This is a genomic window from Rhodococcus sp. FG69 (assembly GCF_057808915.1).
This window is the reverse complement of the sequence record NZ_JBMDIX010000086.1, coordinates 1-3,298: the sequence shown is the minus strand read 5'-3', so window position 1 is coordinate 3,298 and position 3,298 is coordinate 1. Positions and strand designations below refer to the sequence as shown.

The following is a 3,298-nucleotide window of genomic DNA, read 5'->3' as shown; positions in this document are numbered from 1 at the left end:
GAGAATCGACGGAAAACTCGAGCCGACACGCCGACCTAACAAAGTACTACTAGGTGCTTGTGGTGACCTGGAACGCCGCGCCCTGCACCCATGGCGTCGTACACGCCGATCCCGAGCCCGACGTAGCCGCGATCGATGATCTTCTCGAGCGGATAGATGAAGGGAACCGGACGAGCAAGGTGCGGACACAACGTGTTCAGCACCAGCGAACGCTCCCTCAATGCCTCGAACACCAGAGAGAAATTGAACTGTTCGAGGTACCGCAGCCCACCATGGAAGAGCTTGCTCGAGCGGCTGGAGGTGCCGGCTGCGTAGTCACGAGCTTCGAGCAACCCGACCTTCAGTCCACGGGTCACAGCATCCAATGCTGTGCCCGCGCCGACGACCCCGCCGCCGATGACCAGAATGTCGAGTTCCTCCGATTCCATTCGGGCGAGGGATTCGGTACGTGCCGCCGGCGACAGCGCCGTCGTGGTGGAACTCATTCTTCATCAACCCAATCCAAAGTTCGCGTTACTGCTTTCTTCCATCCGGCGTAGAGCTTCGCCCGTTGGTCCTCGTCCATCGACGGCGTCCAGGTCTTGTCCTCGGCCCAGTTCTCGCGAATGTCCTCTTCGCTCGCCCAGTAGCCGACGGCGAGGCCGGCCGCGTATGCCGCTCCGAGAGCGGTGGTTTCGGCGACCACGGGCCGCACCACATCGACGCCCAGTATGTCCGCCTGGAACTGCATCAACAGCTCGTTGACGACCATGCCGCCGTCGACCTTGAGCACCTCCAGATCGACACCGGAGTCCGCGTTCATGGCCTCGATGACCTCACGCGTCTGATATGCAGTGGCCTCGAGAACCGCCCGTGCGAGATGGCCCTTGTTGACGAAACGCGTCAACCCCACGATTGCACCGCGCGCGTCTGCCCGCCAGTGCGGTGCGAACAGCCCGGAGAACGCGGGAACGAAGTAGGCGCCGCCGTTGTCCTCCACCGAGCGGGCATCGGTTTCGATGTCTGCCGCGTCGGAGATCATGCCCAGATTGTCTCGAAGCCACTGCACCAGCGAGCCGGTGACGGCAATGGAACCTTCGAGCGCGTAAACCGTCGGTTGGTCGCCGATCTTGTAGCACACCGTCGTCAGAAGTCCGTTCTTGCTCATCACCTTTTCGGTCCCGGTGTTGAGGAGCACGAAATTGCCTGTGCCGTAAGTGTTCTTGGCCTCACCCGGAGACAGGCACGCCTGACCGAAGGTTGCTGCCTGCTGATCACCCAGGATGCCTGCGATGGGCACACCACGAAACGGTCCGCGTTCCCGGCCGGTGCCGTACACCTCGGAGCTGGACTTGATCTCGGGCAGCATGGAGAGTGGGATACCCATGTCGGCGCAGATGGCTTCGTCCCACTGCAGGGTGTCCAGATCCATCAGAAGCGTACGAGAGGCATTGGTCGGGTCGGTGTAGTGCAGACCCCCGTCCGTGCCGCCCGTCATGTTCCATAGGACCCAGGTGTCCATGTTGCCGAAGCACAGCTCGCCCGCTTCGGCCTTCGCACGTGCACCGTCGACGTTGTCGAGGATCCACTTCACCTTCGGTCCGGAGAAGTAGGTGGCCAAGGGTAGTCCTGTTGTTGCGGTGTATTTGTTGGCGTCACCGTCCCCGAGCGCCGTCACGATGCGGTCTGTGCGGGTGTCCTGCCAGACGATGGCGTTGTAGATCGGCTTGCCACTCGCGCGATCCCAGACCAACGTCGTCTCGCGCTGGTTCGTGATACCCACTGCGGCAATATCCTTGCCCGTCAGGTCGGCTGCGGCCATTGCACCTGCTGCCACGGCGCGGACGTTGTCCCAGATCTCCGCTGCGTCGTGCTCGACCCATCCTGCCTGCGGAAAGATCTGTCGATGCTCTTTCTGATCGGAGGCGATGACGGTGCCCGCGTGATCGAAGATCATGCACCGTGAGGACGTCGTTCCTTGGTCGATCGCAGCGACGTACTGACGTGTCGAGTCGGTCATGACTTCTCTCCTGATGTCTGGGTTGTCACTAGTTCCGGCAGCCGTGACGGCGCCTCGGGCGCCGAACCTTCTTGCTTCCGCAGGCTCTTGCCGATGAGCAGGTCGTACAAGAACACTCCTATAGGTCCGCCTACGAGGGGCCCGACGATAGGGACCCAGAAGTACAGGCCTCCGTACTGATCGCGCCACGCTCCACCGTATCCGGTGAAGAACGACGCCAGGCGAGGTCCGAAATCTCGGGCGGGATTGATCGCGTATCCCGCATTGGTCGCCCAGGCGAAACCGATACCGACGACGATGAGGCCGACGATGAACGGCGCCAAGTTGGCCATCGGAGCGGTACCGAGCGAATCCGTCACCGCCACAATCAAGAACAGCAGAATCGCGGTGCCGATGATCTGGTCGATCAGCGCCGAGCTCACACTGACCGGCAGCGTTCCGTTGCCCGGCAACGTCGAGAAGATCGTCTGCGTCGCGGTGGTGTGGCCGGGATCGATCGCGTTGATCATGTCGTCGTAGTTCCACCGTACGAGCAGGGCACCGACGAATGCGCCTGCTGTCTGCGCCAGAACGTAGGGCGCGACTCTCCGCCACTCGAACCCACGAAAGAGCGCGAATGCAAAAGTCACAGCGGGATTCAAGTGCGCGCCGGTGATTCGGCCCGCGACGTAGATGCCGAACATCACTCCCAGGCCCCACGCCCAGGCAATGGAATCGTGGCCGCCGAGGCTGCCGTCGGCACCGCCCGAGACAACCTGTGCCACGACACCTGCGCCGAAAAGGATCAAAATCATCGTGCCGGCGAATTCGGCAGCCATCTGAGCCGGCAAACTCCACTCCGCGTCCTTACGCGTCATCTTCGAGCCTCCAAAAGCTAAGTGATGCACGCCACATTGCGTGCGGTCCCCACGGTAGGTGGCGTGCACTACGTTTCAAAACCTGTGCACATATGTGCAATGTCGCGCCTTACACTGCAATATGTGCACGACGGAAGACCTCTCCCAGAAACCGATCTGCGAATCGGCCAAGCCACGCAGGCCGCGCGGTTGTACTACTTCCAGGACCTGACGATGGCGGCCATCGGTCGTGAGCTGGGCGTATCTCGTTCGACAGTCTCACGACTGATCACGTTCGCGCGGGCGTCGGGACTCGTGGAAATCAAAGTCTCGACGCCGCTCGGGCAGGCGCCGCGTATCGAACAAGCATTCGCCGATCGCTACGACATTCGTGCACACGTAGTCCCCGTGGTTGGGCCCCCGATAGCAGTCCAGCGTCTATGCGATAGCTAATTGGTTTTCT

At 61.6% G+C, this 3,298-nt stretch carries 3 protein-coding genes and 1 pseudogene; 1 reads left to right on the top strand and 3 read right to left on the bottom strand.

Going from position 1 to position 3,298, the window contains the following annotated elements:
- Positions 1-50: 50 nt before the first annotated feature.
- From ACODSO_RS29005 to ACODSO_RS28995, 3 genes and pseudogenes are all read right to left on the bottom strand, one after another.
- Positions 51-485 (bottom strand): annotated as a pseudogene (locus ACODSO_RS29005) (FAD-dependent oxidoreductase); the annotation flags it as partial.
- Positions 482-1,999, bottom strand: a complete 1,518-nt coding sequence (gene glpK / locus ACODSO_RS29000; protein ID WP_489040053.1) for a glycerol kinase GlpK — start codon at positions 1,997-1,999, stop codon at positions 482-484. The gene glpK and the pseudogene ACODSO_RS29005, both read right to left, overlap by 4 nt.
- Positions 1,996-2,856: an MIP/aquaporin family protein gene (locus ACODSO_RS28995; RefSeq protein ID WP_068380599.1), complete on the bottom strand. Its 861-nt coding sequence runs from the start codon at positions 2,854-2,856 to the stop codon at positions 1,996-1,998. The genes glpK and ACODSO_RS28995 overlap by 4 nt, the downstream gene beginning before the upstream one ends.
- Before the next feature lie 123 nt (positions 2,857-2,979).
- Here ACODSO_RS28995 and ACODSO_RS28990 point away from each other — a divergent pair, with 123 nt between their 5' ends.
- Entirely contained in the window at positions 2,980-3,288 is a 309-nt protein-coding gene (locus tag ACODSO_RS28990; RefSeq protein WP_489040052.1) for a sigma factor-like helix-turn-helix DNA-binding protein, read from the top strand.
- The last annotated feature ends 10 nt before the right edge of the window (positions 3,289-3,298 follow it).

Coding starts and splice junctions, on each gene's coding strand:
- ACODSO_RS28995 (WP_068380599.1), bottom strand. CDS start 2,856: ATGACGCGTAAGGACGCGGAGTGGAGTTTGCCGGCTCAGATGGCTGCC.
- glpK (WP_489040053.1), bottom strand. CDS start 1,999: ATGACCGACTCGACACGTCAGTACGTCGCTGCGATCGACCAAGGAACG.